At 72.9% G+C, this 18,704-nt stretch carries 16 protein-coding genes; 5 read left to right on the top strand and 11 right to left on the bottom strand.

Annotated elements, in window-relative coordinates; translation table 11 throughout:
* Window positions 1–127: 127 nt before the first annotated feature.
* The gene (locus ACFVT2_RS32870; RefSeq protein ID WP_390023877.1) at window positions 128–1,435 is read right to left on the bottom strand and encodes an enolase C-terminal domain-like protein; all 1,308 of its coding nucleotides are present in this window, start codon (window positions 1,433–1,435) and stop codon (window positions 128–130) included.
* A gap of 213 nt (window positions 1,436–1,648) precedes the next feature.
* Between ACFVT2_RS32870 and ACFVT2_RS32865 the strand changes: the two genes are divergently transcribed.
* A complete protein-coding gene (locus ACFVT2_RS32865; protein WP_390023876.1) occupies window positions 1,649–2,443 on the top strand; it encodes an HAD family acid phosphatase in 795 nt (264 codons plus the stop codon).
* A gap of 41 nt (window positions 2,444–2,484) precedes the next feature.
* Here the strand turns inward: ACFVT2_RS32865 and ACFVT2_RS32860 are convergent, their stop codons facing one another.
* Both ACFVT2_RS32860 and ACFVT2_RS32855 read right to left on the bottom strand, forming a co-directional pair.
* Window positions 2,485–3,390, bottom strand: a complete 906-nt coding sequence (locus ACFVT2_RS32860; protein WP_390023874.1) for a ribonuclease Z — start codon at window positions 3,388–3,390, stop codon at window positions 2,485–2,487.
* Between the two features lie 6 nt (window positions 3,391–3,396).
* Window positions 3,397–3,756 carry a histidine triad nucleotide-binding protein gene (locus tag ACFVT2_RS32855; RefSeq protein WP_390023872.1) on the bottom strand — a complete coding sequence of 120 codons (360 nt, stop codon included), beginning with the start codon at window positions 3,754–3,756 and terminating at the stop codon, window positions 3,397–3,399.
* 220 nt (window positions 3,757–3,976) lie between these two features.
* On the opposite strand from ACFVT2_RS32855, the gene ACFVT2_RS32850 reads away from it, so the two are divergent.
* Window positions 3,977–4,408 carry an OsmC family protein gene (locus ACFVT2_RS32850; protein ID WP_390023870.1) on the top strand — a complete coding sequence of 144 codons (432 nt, stop codon included), beginning with the start codon at window positions 3,977–3,979 and terminating at the stop codon, window positions 4,406–4,408.
* A gap of 50 nt (window positions 4,409–4,458) precedes the next feature.
* On the opposite strand, the gene ACFVT2_RS32845 is transcribed toward ACFVT2_RS32850, so the two are convergent.
* From ACFVT2_RS32845 to hrcA, 5 genes are all read right to left on the bottom strand, one after another.
* The gene (locus ACFVT2_RS32845) at window positions 4,459–5,571 is read right to left on the bottom strand and encodes a phospholipid scramblase-related protein (protein WP_390023869.1); all 1,113 of its coding nucleotides are present in this window, start codon (window positions 5,569–5,571) and stop codon (window positions 4,459–4,461) included.
* Between the two features lie 263 nt (window positions 5,572–5,834).
* Window positions 5,835–6,578 carry a 16S rRNA (uracil(1498)-N(3))-methyltransferase gene (locus ACFVT2_RS32840; protein WP_390023867.1) on the bottom strand — a complete coding sequence of 248 codons (744 nt, stop codon included), beginning with the start codon at window positions 6,576–6,578 and terminating at the stop codon, window positions 5,835–5,837.
* Window positions 6,575–7,675: a nitronate monooxygenase gene (locus ACFVT2_RS32835; protein WP_390023865.1), complete on the bottom strand. Its 1,101-nt coding sequence runs from the start codon at window positions 7,673–7,675 to the stop codon at window positions 6,575–6,577. The genes ACFVT2_RS32840 and ACFVT2_RS32835 overlap by 4 nt, the downstream gene beginning before the upstream one ends.
* Before the next feature lie 87 nt (window positions 7,676–7,762).
* Window positions 7,763–8,899: a molecular chaperone DnaJ gene (gene dnaJ, locus ACFVT2_RS32830; protein ID WP_390023863.1), complete on the bottom strand. Its 1,137-nt coding sequence runs from the start codon at window positions 8,897–8,899 to the stop codon at window positions 7,763–7,765.
* On the bottom strand, window positions 8,900–9,916 hold the full coding sequence (gene hrcA, locus ACFVT2_RS32825; protein WP_390023861.1) for a heat-inducible transcriptional repressor HrcA: 1,017 nt from the start codon (window positions 9,914–9,916) through the stop codon (window positions 8,900–8,902). It abuts the gene before it with no gap.
* A 410-nt stretch (window positions 9,917–10,326) separates the two neighbouring features.
* Between hrcA and ACFVT2_RS32820 the strand changes: the two genes are divergently transcribed.
* From ACFVT2_RS32820 to ACFVT2_RS32810, 3 genes are all read left to right on the top strand, one after another.
* Entirely contained in the window at window positions 10,327–11,061 is a 735-nt protein-coding gene (locus ACFVT2_RS32820; protein WP_390023859.1) for an MBL fold metallo-hydrolase, read from the top strand.
* 164 nt (window positions 11,062–11,225) lie between these two features.
* On the top strand, window positions 11,226–12,068 hold the full coding sequence (locus tag ACFVT2_RS32815; protein WP_390023857.1) for a DUF3097 domain-containing protein: 843 nt from the start codon (window positions 11,226–11,228) through the stop codon (window positions 12,066–12,068).
* Between the two features lie 95 nt (window positions 12,069–12,163).
* Window positions 12,164–12,439, top strand: a complete 276-nt coding sequence (locus ACFVT2_RS32810; RefSeq protein ID WP_390023855.1) for a DUF1876 domain-containing protein — start codon at window positions 12,164–12,166, stop codon at window positions 12,437–12,439.
* A 171-nt stretch (window positions 12,440–12,610) separates the two neighbouring features.
* Here the strand turns inward: ACFVT2_RS32810 and hemW are convergent, their stop codons facing one another.
* The 3 genes from hemW to ACFVT2_RS32795 form a co-directional block, all read right to left on the bottom strand.
* Complete coding sequence (gene hemW / locus ACFVT2_RS32805; RefSeq protein ID WP_390023853.1) at window positions 12,611–13,843, bottom strand: radical SAM family heme chaperone HemW; 1,233 nt, start codon at window positions 13,841–13,843, stop codon at window positions 12,611–12,613.
* Window positions 13,844–14,276: 433 nt separating this feature from the next.
* Window positions 14,277–16,385 (bottom strand): SpoIIE family protein phosphatase, encoded by a 2,109-nt coding sequence (locus ACFVT2_RS32800; protein ID WP_390023893.1) that lies wholly within the window; start codon window positions 16,383–16,385, stop codon window positions 14,277–14,279.
* Between the two features lie 228 nt (window positions 16,386–16,613).
* Window positions 16,614–18,503, bottom strand: coding sequence for an AMP-dependent synthetase/ligase (locus ACFVT2_RS32795; RefSeq protein WP_390023852.1), 1,890 nt, complete (start codon window positions 18,501–18,503; stop codon window positions 16,614–16,616).
* Window positions 18,504–18,704 lie beyond the last annotated feature (201 nt).

Genomic DNA, 18,704 nt, shown 5'->3' with positions numbered 1-18,704 from the left:
CACTGTGGCGCACCGCCACCGTCTCGTGCCACACCGTACGCGGGCGCGGCAGGGGGCGCGGTGCAAGCCGGTCCAGTGGGGCCGGTGCTCGCCCCGGGGCACAGGATCATGGCCGTGCCCGCCCGGGTCACCAGCGGGGCACCGCGGGGGTGATCCAGCCGGGGTCGGCGCGGCGCATCGCGGCGGCGTCGTCGCGGTTGCGGTACGTGCCGTCGTCGTCCAGCCAGCGTCGGTGCAGCGCGGCGAGCCGGTCCCGGTCGAGGGTGACGCCGAGGCCGGGGGCGTCGCCGACGTCCAGGTGGCCGTCGCGGAAGGTGAGGCGGTCGGCCAGGACGTCCTCGGTCTGCCAGGGGTAGTGGGTGTCGCAGGCGTGGTCCAGGTCGGGGACGGTGGCCGCCACCTGGGTCATGGCGGCGAGGCTGATGCCGAGGTGGGTGTTGGAGTGCATGGCCAGGCCGAGGCCGAAGGTGCGGCAGAGGGCGGCGAGTTCCCGGGTGGCGTGCAGCCCGCCCCAGTAGTGGTGGTCGGAGAGCACGATCCGGACGGCGTCGCGGGCGAGCGCCTCGGGGATCTCCTCGAAGGTGGTGACGCACATGTTGGTGGCGAGCGGGACCGGTGTGCCGGCCGCGACGCGGGCCATCGCCCCGGTGCCGCTCACCGGGTCCTCCAGGTATTCCAGGACGTCCGCCAGTTCGTCCGCCACCTGGAGCGCGGTCTCCACCGACCAGGCGCCGTTGGGGTCCAGTCGCAGCGGTCGCCCGGGGAACGCCTCGGCCAGTGCCCGGATCGCGGCGGTCTCCCGGTCCGGTGGGAAGACCCCGCCCTTCAGCTTGAACGAGGTGAAGCCGTGGCGGTCGGCGAACCGGCGGGCCTGGGCGACGATGCCGGCCGGGTCGAGGGCGGCGTCCCAGTCGTCCGGCTCGCCCAGGCCGTCGGGGTGCCGTTCCCACCGGTAGAAGAGGTAGGCGCTGTAGTCGACCCGGTCGCGCACCGCGCCGCCGAGCAGGGCGTGTACGGGTAGTCCGGCGGCGTGCCCCCAGGCGTCCAGGCAGGCGACTTCGAAGCCGGAGCGGACCGAGCGCCGTAGTTTGCCTGCGGTGCGGACGCCGCGCAGTCCGGCGGCATCGACGCCGTCCGGGCCGGGCTCCTCCGTCGCGCCGCCCACCTGGTCGGCGAGCGCGGACAGGCCGTTCAGGTCCGTGACCGGGCGGCCGATCAGGGCGGTGGCCAACGGGCGGGCCAGGTCGAGGTATTCGGTGTCCCCGTAGGTCTCGCCCAGGCCGGTGGCGCCGCCGGCGGTGACCAGCTCGATGATCAGACGTGGGGTGTACGGCTGGTGCACGCCTTGGGTGTTGAGCAGTGGGGGGTCGGCGACCAGGACCGGGGTGAGTCGGACCTCGGTGACGACCAGGTCCGTGGGGCGGAGGGCGACCATCGGCGTTCGTCTCCATATGTAGACAACATCCATGGACAGGAATGGAGGCTAAGGAGCGCACGCACGACCCGTCAAGAGCCGCATCACGCCGGTCAGTTGGGCGACCTCCTCGCGCCACCCTTTGCCAACCCTTTAATCTTCGCGCGTAGATAGCTGCTCGCCACCTCTGTTACATCTACCCGGGACCACCCACGCTTCCCTAAGGAGCCGCGCATGCCCCGCCCCGCCCTCTCCCGCCGTGTCCGCCTGGGCGGTGCAGTGGCCGCCGTCGTCGTCGCCGGCACCGCGGTGTTCGGCGCCGGCCAGGCCACCGCCGAGCACTCCGTGCCGCGCACCGACAAGGAAATTCCCAACCTCACCCAGGTGCAGGACAAGATCAAGGCGTACTACGGCGACACGGTGACGGCCGACGGCGAGCACTACGCCTCCCCCACCAGCAACTACGCCCGCCAGATCCGCGGCATCGAGGCCAAGGCACGCACCTACCTGGCCGGCGCGCTCGCCAAGAAGAACACCGGGAAGGCCAAGCCCGCCATCGTCCTGGACATGGACGACACCACCCTGCTGACCTACAACTACGAGCTGAAGGTCGGCTTCAACTTCACCCCCAAGTCCCAGGACGCGTACCTGGAGCACACCGACATGGCCGCGGTCTTCGGCATGAACGACCTGGTCAACTGGGCCCACAAGAAGGGTGCCGAGGTCTTCTTCCTCACCGGCCGCAAGGAGGCGCAGCGCGACTGGAGCGTGCGCAACCTCAAGAACGTCGGCTACGACGTCCCGCTGGACCGCCCGCACGTCTACCTGCGGGACAAGGAGCACCCGCCCGCCTACCTGCCGTGCGGCACGACCTGCTCGACCATCGACTTCAAGTCGGGCACCCGCCGGCACATCGAGTCCCTCGGCTACCGCGTCGTCGCCAACTTCGGCGACCAGTACAGCGATCTGGAGGGCGGCGCGGCGCAGCGCGCCTTCAAGCTGCCGAACCCGATGTACTACCTGCCGTAGGCGGTGGTCCCCGGCGCCTTCCCCAGGGCGCCGGGGCTTCTTCAGCGCCTCTTGGGGAGCGGCACCCGCAGCAGGTCCTTGGCGATGGTGAGTTCACCGGTGAAGCCCGCCGCACGCGCCTGCCGCTCGAAGTCCGCGGGGTCGGCGTAACGCTGCGAGAAGTGCGTCAGCACCAGGTGCCGCACCCCGGCGTCGGCGGCCACCCGGGCCGCCTGGCCGGCAGTCAAGTGCCCGTGCTCCTCGGCCAGTTGGACGTCCTCGTCGAGGAAGGTGGACTCGATCACCAGCATGTCCACGTCCGCCGCGAGCGCATGGACGCCGTCGCACAGCCGGGTGTCCATGACGAAGGCGAAGCTCTGGCCGGGCCGCGCCTCGCTGACCTCGTCGAGGGTGACGCCGTTCAGTTCGCCGGCCCGCTGGATGCGGCCGACGTCCGGTCCGGCGATGCCGTGGGCGGCCAGCCGGTCGGGCAGCATCCGCCGGCCGTCCGGCTCGGTCAGGCGGTAGCCGTACGACTCGACCGGGTGCGAGAGCTTGCGCGCCGTCAGGACGTACCCCTTGGCGCGGTCCAGTTCGCCGTCGGTGGAGACCGGCCGCTGGGCGATCCGGACCGTTTCGCGGTAGGCGGTGGCGTACCGCAGCCGCTCGAAGAACCGCTCACCGCTGGCCGGGTAGTGGGCGGTCACCGGATGCGGTACCCGGTCGAGGTTGATCCGCTGGATCACCCCGGCCAGGCCCAGCGAGTGGTCGCCGTGGAAGTGGGTGATGCAGATCCGGTTGATGTCGTGGGCGGCGACCCCGGCCCGCAACATCTGGCGCTGGGTGCCCTCACCGGGGTCGAAGAGCAGCCCCTGGCCGTCCCACCGCAGCAGATAGCCGTTGTGGTTGCGGTGCCGGGTGGGGACCTGGCTGGCGGTCCCGAGGACGACCAGTTCGCGTACTGACATGGCTCGTTATCCGGGGGGCCACTGGAGGCCGCGGCCGCCGAGGACGTGCAGGTGGGCGTGGAAGACGGTCTGGCCGGCGCCGGCGCCGGTGTTGAAGATGACCCGGTAGCCGGTCTCCTCGATCTCCTCCGCGGCCGCGACCTCGCGGGACTCGCCCAGTATGTCGGCGATCACCTTCGGCTCGGCGGCGGCGAGCGACGCCGCGTTCGGGTAGTGGACCTTGGGGATCACCAGGACGTGCGTCGGCGCCTGGGGGTTGATGTCGCGGAACGCGACGGTGGTCTCGGTCTCGCGGACGATCGTCGCCGGGACCTCCCCCGCCACGATCTTGCAGAACAGGCAGTCGGCCTGCGGTTCTCCCGCCACCGGTGGACTCCTCCCGGGTCGCGCGACACGCATCGTGCGTACGCCCTCCGGATGCTAGCCGATCACCCCGGGCGGCCCCGGGGGCCGGTCCCCGGGACCGACCGGGGGCCGATCGGAGGCGGCCGGAGGCGGCCCGGTGCCGGTCGCCCGGTTCGCGGCCCGGCAGACCCTAAGCTGATCTTCCAGACCGCATTGGCCCCACAAACGGGAGTTATGCACCATGGCAACCACACGCACCGCCGCCACCCACTGGGAAGGCAACCTCCTGGAGGGCAAGGGCACCGTCGCCCTGGAGTCCTCCAAGATCGGCAGCTACGACGTGAGCTGGCCCGCCCGCTCGGAGCAGCCCGGCGGCAAGACCAGCCCCGAGGAACTGATCGCGGCGGCCCACTCCTCCTGCTACTCGATGGCGTTCTCGCACGGCCTGGCCGGCAAGGGCTTCACCGTCGAGGCCGTGGACACCCGAGCCGACGTCACATTCCAGCCGGGCGAGGGCATCACCGGCATCGTGCTCACCGTCAAGGCCCGGGTTCCCGGCCTGTCCGAGGCGGACTTCCAGGCCGCGGCCGAGGACGCCAAGAAGAACTGCCCGGTCAGCCAGGCGCTGGCGGGCGTCAAGAACATCACGCTCCAGGCCGAGCTGCTCGGCTGACGTGCCAACGACGGTGTGCCGGTCGGTCCTTGGGGCCGGCCGGCACGCCGTTACGCGTCGCCGTCCGCGTCCGGCTTGAGCAGGGTGTCCATGGTGAGCGCGGCCGCCAGGGACATGGAGCGCAGCGGCTCCGCCATCGGGCGCAGCACCTCGTAGTAGTAGTAATCGGCCCCGAAGGTGACATCCAGGACGCGGTCCAGCAGCGAACGGCCGATCCTGGCCACCTCGGCACCGGTGTGGTCGGTGATGGTGAAGTTGAACGCGCTCCAGCTCGCCTGGATGTGGCCGACGGTGCCGCCGTTGACGATCAGGTCGAAGCTGCCGAAGGTGACCACCCGGTCCTGGATGATCTCGCCGACCGGCGTCCCGTCCGGGCGGGCGACGTCCACCTTCGCCTTGAGCACCTTGGTGCCCCGACTCAGCACGAGGAAGGGGACACCGGCGGGATCCCGGATCTCGAACCGCCGGGAGAGGTAACGGTCCATGTTGCTGACGAAGCGCATCACCTTGCGGGCGGCGTTCTGGCCGACCTCGGCGACCGACCCCACTTCGTTGCCCTGGCGGTCCAGCACCGAGTAACTGGTGGTGATGTCAACCCACTTGAAGTCCTGGTTGACCGCGAGCACCTCGGCCGAAAGCAGCGCCTCCGGACCGCCGCCCATCGGCGGGTACTGCTGCTGCCCGGGCATCTGGGGCGCGTACTGCAGCTGGGCGGGAACCTGCGGCTGCTGGGCCTGCGGGGGATACGGCTGCTGCGGCTGCTGGGCCTGCGGCGGATACGGCTGCTGCGGCACGGGGGCCTGCGGCGGGTACTGCTGCTGGACCGGGGCCTGCGGCTGCTGGACGGCGGCCTGCGGGGCGTACTGCTGCTGGGGCGGGTACGGCTGCTGCTGGGCCTGGGCCTGCGGCGGGTAGGGCTGCTGCTGCGCCGGGGCCTGCGGGGCATAGGGCTGCTGCTGAGCGGGAACCTGCGGCTGCTGCTGGACGGGGGCCTGCGGCGCGTACTGCTGCGGCGGCGCCTGTGCGGGGGCGGGGGCCGGCGCGGGCGCCGACACCGGCGCCTGGGTGTGTTCGGTCCAGCGGTACCCGTCCCACCAGCGCAACAGCGGTGCGCCGGAAGGATCCTGATACCAGCCTTGGGGAACCGCAGGTTGCTGAGTCACGGCGACGACTGTATCCCGCACCGCCCCAACCCCCGTCCGAGGGGCGAATATCCGCGCACGCCGGCGCCCTCGCGGAGCTGATCACGACGGCGGGGCGCTCTGCGGCCGGCGGCCCGGGGCCGTCGCCCCCCTCCCGTAGGCCCTGTCCGGTGGATCAGCCGCGGAACCGGCCGTGATCCACCGGGCAGACCCCGGTCCGTCCAAATGCCGCCCGGCAGGCGGGAGTTCGACGACGGGAATACGACTGATCCACCGGACAGGACCTAGCTCCAGCGGCCGGTGCGACCCAGCAGCAGGGCGGTCGCCGCGGTCCCGGCCGTGGAGGTCCGCAGCACGCTCGCGCCCAGGCGGTACGGCTTGGCGCCCGCCTCCGCGAAGGCCGCCAGCTCCTCCGGCGAGACCCCGCCCTCGGGGCCGACGACCAGCACGATCGACCCCTCGGTGGGGAGTGCGGCGGTGGCGAGCGGGGTGCTGCCCTCCTCATGGAGGACGGCGGCGAAGTCGGCATCGGCGAGCAGCGCGGCGACCTGCTTGGTGGACAGCGGGTCGGCGACGCGCGGGAACGTCAGCCGGCGGGACTGCTTGCCCGCCTCCCGGGCCGTGGCGCGCCACTTGGCCAGCGACTTGGCGGCCCGCTCGCCCTTCCACTGGGTGACGCAGCGCGCCGCGGACCACGGCACGATGGCGTCCACCCCGGTCTCCGTCATGGTCTCCACGGCCAGTTCCCCGCGGTCGCCCTTGGGCAGCGCCTGCACGACGGTGAGGGTGGGCACCGGCGGCTCCTCGGTGCGCAGTCCGGTGACGGCGACGGTGAGCCTGTCCTTGCCCTCGACGGCGGCGACCGTGCCCTCGGCGCCGGTCCCGGCGCCGTCCGTCAGCACGACCTCCTCACCGACCCGCAGCCGCCGCACCGACACCGCGTGCCGGCCCTCGGGACCGTCCAGGGTCAGCGTGCCCCCGGCCCGTACGCCGGCGAGCGAATCGACGAGGAAAACGGGCGCGGTCACACCGCACCGCCGATGCCGTAGTCCGGGCCACCCAGGCCCAACGAGGCGCGGGCGGCCGCCAGTTCGGCGGCGAGCACCTCCACCAGCTGCCCGGCGGGCATCTCCCGCGCCAGTCGGTGTCCCTGCCCCGCCCAGAGGTTCATCCCCTGCGCGTCGCCGGCCTTGGCGGCGGCCTTGCGGACCGGGGAGGTGAGGTAGTGCACGGCGGGGTAGGCGGCCGGCGCGTACGGGCCGTGCTCCCGCAGGAAACGATTCACCAGTCCGCGGGCCGGTCGGCCGGAGAACGCCCGGGTCAACTCGGTATGCGTGAAGAGGGGGTTGGTCAGCGCCTGCTTGTGCAGCGGGTTGGCGCCGGACTCGGGGGTGATCAGGAAGGCGGTGCCCAGCTGCGCCATCGAGGCACCGGCGGCCAGCACCGCCGCGATCTGCGAGCCGCGCATCAGCCCGCCGGCGGCGATCACCGGGATCTGCACCGTCTCCCGGACCTGGGTGAGCAGCGCCAGCAGCCCCAGCCCCGAGCCGGTCCCGTCGGCGTGCGGATCGTCCCGGTGGGTGCCCTGGTGGCCGCCCGCCTCGACGCCCTGCACGCACACCGCGTCCGCCCCCGCCCACTGCGCGGCCTGCGCCTCGGCGGCGGTGGTGACCGTGACGACGGTGTACGTACCGACCTTGGCGAACGCGTCGAGGACCGCCCGCGTGGGGCAGCCGAAGGTGAAGGAGACGATCGGCACCGGGTCGTCGCGGAGGATCGCGAGCTTGGCCTCGTAGCCGTCGTCGGAGGAGCCGTTGATGTCACCGAGCTCGGTCTCGTACCAGGCGGTCTCGCCGGCGAGTTGCTCGCGGTAGACCTCGACGGCGGAGGTGTCGGCCAGGGCGGGCTGCGGCATGAAGAGGTTGACGCCGAAGGGGCGGCGGGTCAGCCCCCGCAGCTGTTTGATCTCCTGGTACATGCCGTCGGCGGTCTTGTAGCCGGCGGCCAGGAAGCCGAGTCCGCCGGCTTCGCAGACGGCGCCGGCCAGCTCGGGTCCGGAGCCACCGCCCGCCATCGGGGCCTGCACGATGGGGTGGCGGCAGAAATCGGTGAGCGCGGTGGGCATGCACACATCGTGTCACGCCCCGCGCCGTACCCCGAACCGGGGCGGCGGCCGCGGAGAACTCCCCGGACCCCGCCCCGAACGGTGTGCTTACCGCCCGTTGAAGGCGTCCTTCAGGCGGGAGAACAGCCCCTGCTGACCCGGCTGAAACTGACCCTGCGGGCGCTCCTCGCCGCGCAGCTTGGCCAGCCGGCGCAGCAGTTCCTCCTGCTCGGGTTCGAGCTTGCTCGGAGTCTGCACCTCGACGTGGACGATCAGGTCGCCCCGGCCGTTGCCGCGCAGGTGGGTCACGCCTCGACCGTGCAGCGGGATCGACTGGCCGGACTGGGTGCCGGGCCGGACGTCGATCTCCTCCACCCCGTCCAGCGTCTCCAGCGGACACTTGGTGCCCAGGGCCGCCGCGGTCATCGGGATGGTGACCGTGCAGTGCAGATCGTCCCCGCGCCGCTGGAACACCGAGTGGGGCAGCTCGTGGATCTCGACGTAGAGGTCGCCGGCGGGACCGCCACCGGGGCCCACCTCGCCCTCACCGGCCAGCTGGATCCGGGTGCCGTTGTCGACACCGGCCGGGATCTTGACCGTGAGGGTGCGGCGGGAGCGGACCCGCCCGTCGCCCGCACACTCGGGGCACGGCGTCGGGACGACGGTGCCGAAGCCCTGGCACTGGGGGCACGGCCGGGAGGTCATGACCTGACCCAGGAAGGACCGGGTGACCTGCGAGACCTCACCGCGGCCGCGGCACATGTCACAGGTCTGCGCGGAGGTGCCCGGCGCCGCGCCCTCACCGCTGCAGGTGGTGCAGACGACGGCGGTGTCGACCTGTATGTCCTTGGTCGTGCCGAACGCAGCCTCGCCCAACTCGATGTCGAGGCGGATCATCGCGTCCTGGCCGCGGCGGGTCCGCGAGCGCGGGCCGCGCTGCGAGGCCGTGCCGAAGAACGCGTCCATGATGTCGGAGAAGTTCCCGAAGCCCGCGCCGAAGCCGCCCGCGCCGCCGGCTCCGCCGGTCTGCGAGAGGGGGTCGCCGCCGAGGTCGTAGACCTGCTTCTTCTGCGGATCCGACAGGACCTCGTAGGCGGCGTTGATCTCCTTGAACCGCTCTTGGGTCTTGGGGTCCGGGTTCACGTCCGGGTGCAGCTCGCGCGCCAGCCGCCGGAACGCCTTCTTGATCTGGTCCTGCGAGGCGTCCCGACCGACACCGAGGACCGAGTAGTAATCCGTGGCCACTTACGACTCCGCGAGGATCTGTCCGACGTAACGTGCCACTGCGCGTACCGCTCCCATCGTTCCGGGGTAGTCCATGCGGGTCGGTCCGACCACGCCCAATTTCGCGACGGCCTCGTCGCCCGAACCGTATCCGACGGTGACGACCGAGGTGGACGTCAGGCCCTCGTGAGCATTCTCATGCCCGATGCGTACGGTCATGCTCGAGTCCTTGGCCTCCCCGAGCAGCTTGAGCAGCACCACATGCTCCTCAAGGGCTTCCAGCACCGGCCGGATGGTCAAGGGGAAATCATGCCCGAAGCGCGTCAGATTGGCGGTGCCGCCGATCATCAGCCGCTCTTCGGTTTCCTCCACCAAAGTCTCCAGCAGTACCGACAGTACTGTCGAGACGGTGGCCCGGTCGTCCTGTTCGAAGGATTCCGGGAGATCCTGCACCAGCTGCGGGACGTCCGCGAAACGGCGGCCGACGATCCGGCTGTTGAGCCGGGCGCGCAGGTCCGCCAGGGACGTCTCGCCGAACGGCGTCTGGCAGTCGATGAGTCGCTGCTCGACGCGTCCGGTGTCGGTGATCAGCACCAGCATCAGCCGGGCCGGGGCCAGTGCCAGCAGTTCGACGTGGCGGACCGTGGACCGGGTCAGGGACGGGTACTGCACCACCGCCACCTGCCGGGTCAGCTGCGCCAGCAGGCGCACCGTGCGCCCCACCACGTCGTCCAGGTCGACGGCGCCGTCCAGGAAATTCTGGATCGCCCGCCGCTCGGGGACGGACAGCGGCTTGACGCCGGCCAGCTTGTCGACGAAGAGGCGGTAGCCCTTGTCGGTCGGGATCCGCCCGGCGCTGGTGTGCGGCTGGGCGATGAAGCCCTCGTCTTCCAGGGCCGCCATGTCATTGCGGACGGTGGCCGGGGAGACCCCCAGCTGGTGGCGCTCGGTGAGTGCCTTGGAGCCGACCGGCTCCTCCGTCCCGACGTAGTCCTGGACGATGGCGCGCAGCACTTCCAGTCTGCGTTCGCTGAGCATTCCGCCACCTCCAGTCGGCCGTTCCGCCGTGTCGTCACTCCTGGCACTCACCTGGGCCGAGTGCCAAACCCGGAGCCAGTGTACGGCCGGGTAGCGCGGATGCGGCAAGGGCCGGCGCACTGAGGACTTACCCACAGCCGCGGAATCCGACCCCCGGGCCGACCCTGAGAGCCCCCTGATCCCTCCCCGAGGAAACCCCGATCCCGCCCCGCCACGGCCCCTGATCCGCACCCGGGGCAGCACCCCTATGGCGCCGCCGCCCGGCCGCTTCCGCCGGGTGCGGGGGCGGGGTGACGGGCGACGTTGTCGCGGGGCGCCGGTCCCTGCCGCTGCCCTCCCGCCGTCCGCCCGGTGCGCGCTCGCGCGGGGAAGGCAGGCGGGAAGGTGCCGGCAGAGGCTAGCGTCTCGGTATGGGTATCACGTGGGAAGAGGCGGGCTGGGAGCGGCTGGGGGACGGTGTCACCCGGCGTCGGATGCCCGGCTGGGACGAGACGATCGGCGTGGTCGCCGGCTCGGAGGGCGTACTGATCGTCGACACCGGCGCGACCATCGGCGCCGGGGCGGAACTGCGCCGCACCGTCCGCGCCGTACTGGGCCGCGATGTGACGCATGTCGCGCTCACCCACCCGCACTTCGATCATGTCCTGGGCACCGCGGCCTTCGCGGGGGTGCAGGTGTTCGGCGCGACCGGGTTGGACGAGCTGCTGCGGCACAGCAAGGACGCGCTGCGGGACAGCGCGGTGCGGCACGGTGTGGACCCGGACGCCGCGGCGGAGGCCGCGGACCTGCTGGTCGTCCCGCACCACCACGTGCACGGGCAGCTGACCGTCGGCCTCGGCGACCGGGAGGTGCTGCTCGCCAACGTCGGCCCCGGGCACACCGCCCACGACCTGGCCGTCCTGGTGCCCGGCCGGGCCGGCGAGCGGGAGATCGTCTTCTGCGGCGACCTGGTCGAGGAGTCCGGAGAGCCCCAGGCGGGCCGCGACGCGCTGCCCGGGCAGTGGCCGGCCGCGTTGGACCGGCTGCTGGCGCTGGGCGGCGAGGACGCGCTGTACGTGCCGGGCCACGGCGCGGTGGTCGACGCCGGCTTCGTCCGCGCCCAGCGCGATGCCCTGGCAGCCCGTTTCGGCGTCGACTCCCCCTGAGGCGAGGCCCGTTGGCCCGGCCGCCGGGCCGCCGAGCCCTCGGGCGGCCCGCCCCGCCCGGCCGGGCCGCCCCCTTGGCTCCCGGGCCCGTCGCCCAGCAGCCCCGCAAGCCCGTTGACCCCACCGACCCGCCGCCCCGCCGACCTGTAGGGAAGCAGACCCGCATGCACAGCAGGCACTACAGCCCCGACCTCACTCCCCCCTGGAAGAAGCCGAAGCCGGCGCCGGAGGTGCCGGCCGACCCCGGGCTGGTCGTCGAGGAGGTGGTGACGGGCTACTGCGGCGCGGTCCTGCGGTGCGAGAAGACGGCCGAGGGCCCGACGGTCACCTTGGAGGACCGCTTCGGCAAGCAGCGGGTGTTCCCGATGGTGCCGCGCGGCTTCCTCCTGGAGGGCCGGACCGTGACCCTGGTCCGGCCGCAGGGCCGGCCGGCGTCGAACGGCCCGGCGCGCACCGCGTCCGGTTCGCTCGCGGTGCCAGGGGCACGCGCCCGGGTCGCCCGGGCCGGCCGCATCTATGTGGAGGGGCGGCACGACGCGGAGTTGGTGGAGCGCGTCTGGGGCGACGACCTACGGATCGAGGGTGTCGTCGTGGAGTACCTGGAGGGCGTCGACGACCTCCCGGCGATCGTCGATGCGTTCTCGCCCGGTCCGGACGCCCGTCTCGGCGTACTGGTGGACCACCTCGTCCCCGGCTCGAAGGAGTCCCGGATCGCGTCGGCGGTGACCGGTGCGCACGCGCTGGTCGTCGGCCATCCGTACATCGACGTCTGGCAGGCGGTGAAGCCGTCCTCGGTGGGCATCGCGGCGTGGCCGCAGGTCCCCCGGGGTCAGGACTGGAAGACCGGGGTGTGCCGGGCGCTGGGCTGGCCGGAGAACACCGGCGCGGCCTGGCAGCGGATCCTGTCCCGGGTGCGGTCCTACAAGGACCTGGAGCCGGCGCTGCTGGGGCGGGTGGAGGAACTCATCGACTTCGTGACGGCGCCGGAGGGGACGGACGGCCGCTGAGGGCCCTTGGGGGCGGTGTGCGCCCCTGGTGGCACACCGTGCGCCGGGCCGGCGGTGAGCGCACTCTGGTAGCAGCGATTCCGGAGGTGACCGCCATGTTGAAGACCGCTGTCGGATGGCATGTCGAGATGGAATTCGAGGAGGACACCCACCGCACCCGGGCCGCCGCGCTGGTACGGCTGCCCGATGGGACCGAGGTGCGGTCCCATGGTTATGCCAGCCGCCACCCGGCCGACGGGAATCAGCCCCGGGTCGGCGAGGAGGTCGCGGGGGCCAGAGCCCTCAACGATCTGGCGATGCAGCTGCTGACCAAGGCCCACGACGAGATCGACACGGCGTCGGGCCGGACGTCCTACCCGCTGACCCACTGACGTCCGTTGATCCTTGAGCCGCTGACCCTTGATCGGCTGAGCCTTGATCGGTTGGCCCTTGAGCCGTTGGCCCGGCGGTGACCGCCGGGGCGTCGGCGGGGCGGTCGGAGCGGGCAGAGCGGTCGGAGCGGGCAGTCAGCGCGGGCAGAGCGGTCAGAGCGGTCGGAACGGTCAGTCCACCAGGTCGCGCACCACCGCGTCCGCGAGCAGCCGCCCGCGGAGCGTCAGCACCGCCAGCCCCTCCTCGTAGGGCCCGGGCGCCAGGAGGCCGTCGGCCACCGCGCGGGCGGCGGCGCGGGCACCCGCGGGGGCGAGGAGGGAGAGCGGGCAGCCGGCGGCGAGGCGGAGTTCCAGGAGGATCCGCTCGACGCGGCGGTCCTCGGTGGCGAGCAGTTCCCGGCCCGCGCCCGGGGAGCGGCCCTCGGCGAGGGCCTGGGCGTAGGCGCCGGGGTGCTTGACGTTCCACCAGCGGACGCCGCCGACGTGGCTGTGGGCACCGGGGCCGGCGCCCCACCAGTCCGCGCCGGTCCAGTACAGCTCGTTGTGGCGGCAGCGGGCGGCCTCGGTGGTGGCCCAGTTGGAGACCTCGTACCAGGAGAAGCCGGCGGCGGTGAGGCGCTCCTCGGCGATCAGGTAGCGGTCGGCGTGTACGTCGTCGTCGGTCATCGGGACCTCGCCGCGGCGGATCCGGCGGGCCAGCTGGGTGCCCTCCTCGACGATCAGGGCGTACGCGGAGATGTGGTCCGGGCCGGCGCCGGTGGCGGCGTCGAGGGAGGCCCGCCAGTCGTCGTCGGACTCGCCGGGGGTGCCGTAGATCAGATCGAGGTTGACGTGCGCGAAGCCGGCCGCGCGGGCCTCGGCGACGCAGGCTTCGGGACGGCCCGGGGTGTGCGTGCGGTCGAGGATCTTCAGGACGTGCTGCCGGGCGCTCTGCATGCCGAAGGAGATGCGGTTGAAGCCGGCCGCGCGCAGCTCGGCGAGATAGCGCGGATCGACCGACTCCGGGTTGGCCTCGGTGGTGATCTCGGCGTCGGGCGCCAGGCCGAACTCGTCGCGCAGCGCAGCCAGCATCCGGCCGAGGTCGGCGGCGGGCAGCAGGGTCGGGGTGCCGCCGCCGACGAAGACCGTCTCGACCGGGCGGGGGTCGTCGCCCAGCACCTTGCGGGCCAGCCGGACCTCCTCGACGAGGGTGTCCGCGTAGGTCTCACGGGAGGCCAGGGCGCCACCGGGGCCGCGCAGCTCGCTGGCGGTGTAGGTGTTGAAGTCGCAGTAGCCGCAGCGGGTGGCGCAGTACGGCACGTGCAGATAGAAGCCGAGGGGCCGCTGGGCGGCACCGGTCAGCGCATGGCGGGGCAGCGCCCCGTCCTCGGGCATCGGCTCACCATCTGGCAGTGCGGAAGGCATGGGGTCCATTGTCCGTCATGCCGGACGGTGCCGGGCCGCGGCCCGGATGGAGGCGGGCCGCGGTCCGGATGGAGGCGGTGAGCGGAGTGCCGGGGGCGGTCGGCGATCGGGCGTCAGCGGTCGGGCGGTCGGCGGGCGGCGAGCGGCGAGCGGCGAGCGGGCACTCGGCGGGCGGCGGGCGGACTGTCGTCGGTCGGGCGCTCGGCGATCGGGCGGTCGGCGATCGGGCGGGCGGCCGGTCGGCGGGCGGCCGGAGACGCCCGACGGGCGCCGCTCTGAGGGGCGCCCCGGGCCCCTCCGGTGGTCGGCACCGACTGCCCGGGATCCGGAATACCGCCCCCGCCCGCCCGGTTGTGGCCCCGCAGGGGGGCCTCGCACCCCCTACGGGACCTGTTCGACCTCCCCTTACGGGCACCCGCCTGCGACCACCCGCCTACGGGCACCCGCCCGCCGCCTGGAGCACCATCAGCGCCAGGTCGTCGTCGGGCGGGGTCGGCCCGAAGGCGTGCACCGTGCGGCGGATGTGCTCGGCGATGGCTTCGGCGCTCTGCCCGGCTGTCGCGGCGAGCGCGGTGGCCAGCCCGTCCTCGTCGTCGAAGAGCCGCCGGCCACAACGGCGTTCGGTCACCCCGTCGGTGACGCACAGCAGCGTCTCCCCGGGGCAGAGGTCGAAGGACTCGCTGACGTACGACGCGTCCTCGACGACGCCCAGCAGCATCTGCGGGGCCGCGGCGACCCGGACCGCGCCGTCGGCGCCGAGGACCAGCGGCAGCGGGTGGCCGGCGCTGGCGAGGGTGCAGCGGGCACCGCCCGAACCGCCGCGGTACGGGACGATCTCGCCGTAGAGGAGCGAGAGGAAACGGGCCTGCTCGCCCTCCTCGCGGATCTCCACCGGGGCCTCGGCGCCCGCGCCGGCCGCCGCCACCGCCGCCGCGACCGCGGCGACGGAGTCCGCGGCCTCCCGGGCCATGGTCTTGTTGAGCCGGTCGAGGACCTCGGCGACACCGAAGCCGTCGCGGGCCAGCAGCCGCAGCACCGGCCGGGCCAGCCCGGTGACCGCGGCGGCCTCGGGACCACTGCCGCAGACGTCGCCGAGGGCGAAGCACCAGCGGCCGTCGCCGGCGTCGAAGAGGTCCCAGAAGTCGCCGCCGGCCCAGGCGCCCTCGCGCGGCTCGTAGACCACCGCGGACGCCACGCCGGGCACCTGGGCCCGCCCCTGTGGCAGCAGCCGGCGCTGGAGGACCCGGCTGATGCGTTCCTGGCGGCTGTAGGCGCGGGCGGTGGCCACCGCGCGGGCGGCCCGGCGGCACAGGTCCTCGGTGAGCGCGACCACCTCGCCGGGGAAGCGCCGCAGCCCGGCCCGGCCGAGCAGCAGGGTGCCGAGCCGACGGCCGCCGGCGACCAGGGGGCAGGCCAGGGCCGCGCCGTCGGGCTCGCGGTCGGTCGGTTCGTGCGGCCAGGGCCAGGGCACCGGGGCCGGACGGTGGTCGGTGGCGCCGTCGGCCCACCGGCCCGGCGGTTCCTTCTCCAGGGCGGTCCGCAGCGAGTCGATCCGGCCCTCGGACAGGTGCCAGACCCTGGCCAGCCGCGGCGCCTCGCCGTCCTCGGTGAGACCGCGTCCGGGGGCGCCGCCGTCGCCGTCGTGGAGCCATACCGCGCACCAGTCGGCGAGCCGCGGGACGATCAGTTGGCAGGCAAGCGAGGCGACCTGGTCGGCGTCCAGCTGTCCGGAGAGCAGGTCGGACGCCTCGGCCAGGAAGGACAGCGCACCGCTGTCGACTCCGCCGCGGTCCCGTACGGGGCGGTCCTCGGGCGGGGCGGCACGGCGCGGTACCGGGGCGAGGAGTTCGGAGGCCCGCAGTTCCCGCCGGAACCTCTGGTCGTCGAGGGCGCCGTAGGTGTGGTGCGCGCCGTAGGCATCGCAGGTGCCGTGGGCGTCATACGCGTCGCAGGTCTCATAGGCGTCGTAGGCATCGCAGGCGTCGTAGGCGTCCGCTGGGGATTCCGGCTCCGGCCAGGCGACGTCCGGGCCGCCGACCGGCAGCCGGAACCACACCGTCTTCATCGACCGCCGGTAGGTGACGCCCCAGGCTTCGGCCACCGCGCTGATCAGCCGGAGCCCGTGGCCGCCGCCCTCGTACGCCCCGGTGTCCTCGCGGGCCCGCACCGGCTGGGTGGGGTGCCGGTCGGAGACCTCGACGACCAGGCCGGGGCGGGGCGGTTCCTCGGGGACGGCGTCCGGGGGGTCGTCGAGGTGCGGCACCGGCTCCTCGGCGGGGTCGAGCCGGCACAGCAGCTCGACGGTGGTGCCCGCGTGCACCACCGCGTTGGTCACCAACTCGCTGACCAGCAGTACCGCTTCGTCCGCCAACCGGTCGGTGAGCCGGTCGGCACCGGGCAGCCGCCGCTCGGTCCAGTCCGCGAAGGCGGTCCGGACGAACTGTCGCGCGGCCGCCGCGGCCCGCGGGTCGCCGGGCAGCGTGGCCCGCAGGGAGCGGGCAGCGGCCCCGGCAACGTCGTTCCGTCCGGCCGAAGTTGTCATCCTCATTGAGCAACTCCCGAGCAGTTCCCCAGCGGCGCCGGATGCGCCACCGCCAGAGTGACAGAACGAGCCGACCCATAAACGGTGAGTCACGGAAGTGCGTGGTCAGAGGGGTCAATTCGGCTGACGCGGCACGACAGTTGGCCGGCGGTCCGGCCGGAGTCCGCCCGGACCGCCCCCGCCACGCCCTCGGGTTCGCTCGCGCATTGGGCCGCCCCGCCCCCGTCGCTACGCCTCCCGCGCCCCGGCGTACATCTCGTCGAGCAGGTCCTTGAACGCCCGCTCCACCACCGGCCGCTTGATCTTGAGGCTGGGGGTGATCTCCCCGTGCTCGATGTCCAGGTCGCGCGGCAGCAGCCGGAACTTGCGGATCTGCTGCCAGCGCTGGAGCCCCTCGTTGACCCGCTCCACGTAGCCGTCGATCAGCGTGCGGACCTGGTCGGTGGCGACGACCTCGGCGTAGGTCCTGCCGCCCAGGCCGTGCTCCTCGGCCCATTTGAGGATGGTCGGTTCGTCCAGGGCGATCAGGGCGGTGCAGAAGTTCCGGTTGGCGCCGTGCACCACCACATTGGAGACGAACGGGCAGACCGCCTTGAACTGGCCCTCCACCTCGGCGGGCGCGATGTACTTGCCGCCGGAGGTCTTGATCAGGTCCTTCTTGCGGTCGGTGATCCGCAGGTAGCCGTCCGGGGACAGCTCGCCGATGTCGCCGGTGTGGAACCAGCCGTCCTCCTCCAGGACCTCGGCGGTCTTGTCCGACAGGCCGTGGTAGCCCTGCATGATGCCGGGGCCGCGCAGCAGGATCTCGCCGTCCTCGGCGATCCGCACCTCGGTGCCGGGCAGCGGCTTGCCGACCGTGCCGGTGCGGTACGCCTCACCGGGGTTGACGAAGCTGGCGGCGCTGGACTCCGTCAGGCCGTAGCCCTCCAGGATGTGGATGCCGGCGCCGGAGAAGAAAAAGCCGATCTCCGGGGCGAGGGCGGCCGAGCCGGAGATGGCGGCGCGCAGCCGGCCGCCGAACGCGTCCCGCAGCTTGGCGTAGACCAGGGCGTCGGCGACCTTGTGCTTGGCGGCCAGCGCGAACGGCACCGAGGCGTTGCCGGTGCGCCGGAAGTTGTCCTGGGATGCCTTGGCGTACTCGCGGGCCACCCCGGCCGCCCACTGGAAGATCTTGTACTTGGCGCCGCCGCCCTCCCGGGCCTTGACCGCGACGCCGTTGTAGACCTTCTCGAAGATCCGCGGGACGGCCGCCATGTAGGTCGGCCGGACCACCGGCAGATTCTCGATGATCTTGTCGACCCGGCCGTCCACCGCGATCACATGGCCGACGGAGATCTGCCCGGCGGTCAGCACCTTCCCGAAGACGTGCGCCAGCGGCAGCCACAGGTACTGCACGTCGTCCGCGGTGACCATCCCGGTCGCCTGGATGGCGCGGGCCATGTACGCCCAGCAGTCGTGGGGCAGCCGGACGCCCTTGGGGCGGCCGGTGGTCCCGGAGGTGTAGATCAAGGTGGCCAACTGGTCGGAGCGGAGCGCGGCGACCCGTTCCTCGACGCACTCCGGGTGCTTCTCCAGATAGGCGGTGCCGCGCTTCTCCAGCTCGGCGAGCGAGAGCACCCAGCCCTCCGGGTCGTCCTCGACGGGCTGTGCGTCGGCCTCGTCGATGACCACGACGTGCGCCAGTTCGGGCAGCTCGGCGCGCTTCTCACGAGCCTTGGCGAGCTGTCCGGCGTTCTCCGCGATCAGCACCCGACTGCCGGAGTCGGCCAGGATGAAGGCGGTCTCCTCGGCGCTGGTGGAGGGGTAGACGGTGGTGGTGGCGGCGCCGGAGCAGAGCACGCCGAGGTCGGCGAGGATCCACTCCACCCGGGTGTTGGCGGCCAGTGCCACCCGCTCCTCGGGGTGCACGCCGAGCGCGATCAGTCCGGCGGCCGCGGCGAGCACCCGCTCGGCGGCGTCGGCCCAGGTCAGCACCCTCCAGTCGTCCGGTCCTGTGCCGGCGGCCGGGGGGACGGGGTAGCGGTATGCCTCGGCGTCCGGTGTGGCCGCGACCCGCTCCAGGAACAGGGCCGCCACTGAAGGCGGCCGGTTGTCGATCAGCGTGTGAGTGTCGGTCACGGCGTCCTCCGGGGCCCGCTTCGTTGCTGGTGACTCGCGAGTAACCTTTGAGCAGTGATCAGACTAGAACGCGTGACGCCGCCATGTAAGGGGCTGCACCCGACTGGTTCACGATGTGACCCGAGCGATAGGTGCACATGACACCCGCTTGACCGGAAAGTCGCCGGCAGCACGTGCGACCGGCCCCGACACGCCGCGGGG

Origin of the sequence: Streptomyces sp. NPDC058000 (assembly GCF_042886435.1) — a bacterium.
Classification (GTDB): Bacteria; Actinomycetota; Actinomycetes; order Streptomycetales; family Streptomycetaceae; genus Streptomyces.
This window is presented reverse-complemented; position numbering and strand designations above follow the sequence as displayed.